4 protein-coding genes are annotated in these 4,971 nt (G+C 55.9%); 2 read left to right on the forward strand and 2 right to left on the reverse strand.

Annotation, left to right across the window (positions count from 1 at the left end):
• Positions 1-253: 253 nt before the first annotated feature.
• A complete protein-coding gene (gene erpA / locus ACIP8I_RS26895) occupies positions 254-604 on the forward strand; it encodes an iron-sulfur cluster insertion protein ErpA (RefSeq protein ID WP_003228776.1) in 351 nt (116 codons plus the stop codon).
• 75 nt (positions 605-679) lie between these two features.
• On the opposite strand, the gene ACIP8I_RS26900 is transcribed toward erpA, so the two are convergent.
• Entirely contained in the window at positions 680-1,771 is a 1,092-nt protein-coding gene (locus tag ACIP8I_RS26900; RefSeq protein ID WP_400764892.1) for an anhydro-N-acetylmuramic acid kinase, read from the reverse strand.
• A gap of 3 nt (positions 1,772-1,774) precedes the next feature.
• Complete coding sequence (locus tag ACIP8I_RS26905) at positions 1,775-3,199, reverse strand: peptidoglycan DD-metalloendopeptidase family protein (protein ID WP_400764893.1); 1,425 nt, start codon at positions 3,197-3,199, stop codon at positions 1,775-1,777.
• A gap of 212 nt (positions 3,200-3,411) precedes the next feature.
• Here ACIP8I_RS26905 and tyrS point away from each other — a divergent pair, with 212 nt between their 5' ends.
• A complete protein-coding gene (tyrS, locus tag ACIP8I_RS26910; RefSeq protein WP_258676596.1) occupies positions 3,412-4,611 on the forward strand; it encodes a tyrosine--tRNA ligase in 1,200 nt (399 codons plus the stop codon).
• Positions 4,612-4,971: the final 360 nt, after the last annotated feature.

A 4,971-nucleotide genomic window follows, 5' to 3' on the forward strand; every position in this document is an offset into this window, starting at 1 on the left:
CAGCGTGTAATCGCGCTGACTGCGTTTTGCACCTGTATCCATTGCACCCTCCTGATGAGAAGTCAGAAGGTGTAAACCTTATTCAGGACGAGACAAACACAGCAAAAAGGCCCGTCAAACGGGCCTTTTTGCATTCTGGGCAGTTGGTCGGGTTTATTGATATACCGTAACAATAGTTGACCGATTTTCTAGGACAAGCGGATAATGCGCGTCATCACGCATTATGGCGGCGTAACGCCGGGAGATAGTCAGCATGAGCGTCGAATCCTTCACCCCCACGGCTTTGCAATTCACTCAAGGTGCTGCGCACAAGGTGAAGAGCCTGGTCGATGAAGAGGGGAATGATCGCTTGAAGCTGCGCGTATTCGTTACGGGCGGCGGTTGTTCAGGGTTTCAGTACGGCTTCACCTTCGATGAAGATGTGGCCGAGGATGACACCATCGTCGAGCGCGAAGGCGTGAGCCTGGTGGTCGATCCGATGAGCTTCCAGTACCTGGCCGGTGCCGAAGTCGATTACCAGGAAGGTCTGGAAGGTTCGCGCTTCGTGATCAAGAACCCGAACGCCACCACTACTTGTGGTTGCGGCTCTTCGTTCTCGATCTGATCGCACCTCGCTGCACACAATAAAACGCCGCAGAGCCTTACGGTTCTGCGGCGTTTTTTGTTGCCTGTCTTTTGTTCAGTTGGGGTAGATGGCGCCGAGTACCCGCAGGCCTTTGGCGCCGGTGACGCTCGGGCGATTGGCGGCAATGCCTTCGAGGCAGCAATGGGCCAGCCAGGCGAAGGCCATTGCCTCGACCCAGTCCGGATCGACGCCGTGCGTGGCGCTGCTGGCGACGGTAGCGTTCGGCAGCAGGTCGGCAAGACGCTTCATCAGCGTGGCGTTATGAGCGCCGCCGCCGCAGACCAGCATTTCCCGGGTATCGGATTGAGCGCTTTGCAGCGACTCGACGATGGTCAGTGCCGTCAGTTCGAGCAGTGTTGCCTGAACGTTTTCACTAGCAAAGGTCGGCAATTTTGCGAGGTGTTGTTCCAGCCACGGCAGGTTGAACACTTCCCGGCCAGTGCTCTTCGGGCCTTTGGTCACGAAGAACGGATCACTGAGCAAGGCGTTCAGCAAGGCTGGTTCGACTGTGCCGGTGGCTGCCCACTGGCCGTTGCGATCAAAGTTCTCGCCGCGTTGCCGATGTATCCAGGCATCCATCAGCACATTCCCGGGGCCGCAGTCGAAACCGGCTACAGGCCTGGTCGGTTCTATCAGACTCAGATTGCTGAAACCGCCGACATTCAACACTGCACGGTTACCGCTACGCTCTTCGAACAAAGCCTCATGGAAGGCTGGCACCAGTGGGGCGCCCTGGCCGCCGGCAGCTACATCGCGGCTGCGGAAGTCGCTGACCACGGTAATGCCGGTCAGCTCTGTCAGCAGTGCAGGATTGCCGATCTGCACGGTGAAGCCGCGAGCGGGTTCATGGCGAATGGTCTGGCCATGGCTGCCGATGGCACGAATGGCTTCAGGCTTCAGTTTCTGCTGATCGAGGAGGTTATGGATACCTTGTGCGGCGAGTTTGACCCAGTGCTGCTGGGCGATTGCCGAGCGGGCGATCTCGTCGGGGCCGCTGGCGCACAAGCCAAGCAGCTCGGCGCGCAGGGAATCAGGCATAGGGATGTAATGCGTGGCGATCAATTTGATCGCCGAGGTCTGCTCGATCAGGGCGATGTCCAGCCCATCGAGACTGGTGCCGGACATCACGCCGATATACAGAGCCATGGCTTAGCGCTTGCTCGAAGCCAGCATGGTGGCCTTTTCCTGGTCCATGCGCGCCATCAATGGTTGGCTTTGCGCAAGGAAGCGTGCACGCTCGGACTTGGCGATCGGATCCGCCATCGGCAGCTTCTGGCCCAGTGGGTCGACGTGAACGCCATTGACCTGGAACTCATAGTGCAAGTGCGGTCCAGTGGACAGGCCGGTGGTACCAATGTAGCCGATCACTTGGCCCTGCTTGACGCTGCCACCGGTTTTCACGCCTTTGGCGAAGCCTTGCATGTGGCCATACAGCGTGCGGTAGGTGTTGCCGTGCTGGATGATCACCGTGTTGCCGTAGCCACCGCGGCGCCCGGCCAGCAGCACTTTACCATCGCCGGCAGCCTTGATGGGTGTACCGCGTGGCGCTGCGTAATCGACGCCTTTGTGGGCGCGGATTTTGTTGAGGATCGGATGTTTGCGGCCCATGGAGAATTTGGAACTGATACGGGCGAAGTCCACCGGGGTACGGATGAACGCCTTGCGCATACTGTTGCCATCAGCGGTGTAATAGCTGCTGTTGCCTTGTTTGTTGGTGTAACGCACGGCGGTGTAAGTCTTGCCGCGGTTGGTGAAGCGCGCAGACAGAATCGGGCCAGTGCCAACGGCTTTGCCATTGACCACTTTCTGCTCGTAGATCACGTCGAATTCATCGCCCTGACGGATGTCCTGAGCGAAGTCGACGTCGTAGCCGAATACGCTGGCCATATCCATGGTCAGGCTGTGGGACAGGCCTGCGCGAGCGGCGGACTGTGATAGCGAACTATTGATGACGCCGTGGACGTAAGCCGTGCGAACGGTTGGCTTGGCGGTAACGCGGTTGAACGCGTAGCCCTTGTCGTTCCTGGTCAGCGTGATGGTTTCAACGTCGCTGACCTTGCTGTGCAGGCTGGTCAGTTGGCCTTCAGGGTTCAGTTCGAATTCGAGTTTCTGGCCGTGCTTGAGCTGGCTGAACTGTTTGGCCTGTTTGTCGCTGGCCAGGACTTCGTGTACGGCAGCGGCTGGCAGACCGACTTTCTCGAACAATGTAGAGAGCGTATCGCCCTTGGATACGATGACTTCGCGGTGTCCCGGGGCTTTCGCCTTTTCGGCAACCGGAGCGGGTGCAGGTGCGGCTTCTGCTGTTTTCGTAGCGTCTTCGGCGCTGTTTTCGATCTGCGCGAACGGCGAGGTTACTGGCTCATTTGTGGCTTGAGCCGCATCAGCAGCGTCTTGATCTTGTGTCAGTTGTTCAGCAGGACTTTCCAGTTCAAGGCTCAGGGTTGTCTTTTTGGCTTCAACATCACTGGAAGGAAATACCAGGAGCGCCAGGCTGAGAAGGGCGGCGATTCCACTTGCGGCGAGCAGGTGGGTCTTCGGGTAAAGCGGTGGCGCTTTAGACGGTTCAGTGGTCATAAGTAATTTTGACTTTGAAAAAAGATGAATTGGAAAAGATGAATGACATGATGAAGATGAAATAACTGTATAAAATATAACCAAATCATCCCCGAAGCAAGTCTACAGACACCCTGTCTGCAGATTGGTGTCCGTGCGCCGGGCAAAACTTGTAATTGGTGCACGATCTTGTATGGTTGGTTCCCTTTGAATCTGAGCCTTGCGGGTCTGTTATGAAGTCGGTTGAAGAGCAGCTAGCGCTGATTAAACGTGGTGCGGAAGAACTATTGGTCGAGTCCGAGCTGATCGAGAAGCTCAAGCGCGGCCAGCCGCTGCGTATCAAGGCTGGTTTCGATCCAACCGCCCCGGATCTGCACTTGGGTCATACCGTGCTTATTAATAAGCTGCGTCAGTTCCAGGAATTGGGGCATCAGGTGATCTTCCTTATTGGTGACTTCACCGGGATGATCGGTGATCCAAGCGGCAAGAGTGCCACTCGTCCTCCTTTGACTCGCGAGCAGGTTCTGGAAAACGCCGAGACGTACAAGACTCAAGTGTTCAAGATTCTTGATCCGGCTAAAACCGAAGTTGCGTTCAACTCCACCTGGATGGATCAGATGGGGCCGGCGGACTTCATTCGTCTCACTTCGCAGTACACCGTCGCACGCATGCTTGAGCGTGATGACTTCGACAAGCGTTACTCCACTAATCAGCCAATCGCTATTCATGAGTTCCTCTATCCGCTGGTCCAGGGCTATGACTCGGTTGCTCTGCGCGCGGATGTCGAGTTGGGTGGGACCGATCAGAAGTTCAACTTGCTGATGGGGCGTGAGCTGCAGCGCGGTTATGGTCAGGAGGCTCAGTGCATTCTGACCATGCCGTTGCTCGAAGGTCTGGATGGCGTGAAGAAGATGTCCAAGTCGTTGGGCAACTACGTCGGCATCCAAGAGGCGCCAGGTGTGATGTACGGCAAGCTGGTCTCGATCCCGGATGCGTTGATGTGGCGTTACTTTGAACTGCTCAGCTTCCGTTCGATGGATGAGATCAATGCCTTCCGTGCAGATGTAGAGGCAGGGGCTAACCCGCGCGACATCAAGATAAAGCTGGCGGAAGAGATTGTTGCGCGCTTCCATGGTGAGGAGGCTGCGGCCAATGCTCATCGCGCTGCGGGTAACCGTATGAAGGATGGTGAGTTGCCGGATGATCTGCCGGAGATCGAACTGGCCTCTGCTGAAGATATGCCAATTGCGGCCGTCCTTAATAAGGCAGGCCTGGTGAAGAACTCGGCGGCGGCGCGTGATCTGTTGGCTTCTGGCGGTGTGCGTGTTGATGGTGAGGTGGTTGATCGCTCCTTTATATATGTACTGGGCGCGACTCACGTTTGCCAGGCGGGCAAGAAGGCATTTGCACGTATCACGCTGAAAGCTGAATAAAGTTTGAAATAAGGGTTGACGGCGAATTCTAGAGGTCTATAATTCGCCCCACTTCCGGCGCAGTCGAAACGGAAAACTCCTTGAGATTCAATGGGTTACGCAGTTTTCGGCAGCGGTTTGCTTCAGTTCATCGAAGCCTGGAAGGAGTTGAAAGGGCAGTGATGTTTGGCTCTTTTGACGTTTCGATCTTCTCGGTCGAAAGCGGAGAAAAAGAGGTGTTGACAGCAGCGTGTAAGGCTGTAGAATTCGCCTCCCGCTAACGAGAGATCGGAAGCGCAAGTGGTTGAAGTTGTTGAAGAAATCTTAGAAAAATTCTGAAAATAATCACTTGACAGCTAATGAGGCTTCTGTAGAATGCGA

The organism is Pseudomonas sp. NPDC088414 (assembly GCF_044753325.1).
GTDB lineage: Bacteria > Pseudomonadota > Gammaproteobacteria > Pseudomonadales > Pseudomonadaceae > Aquipseudomonas.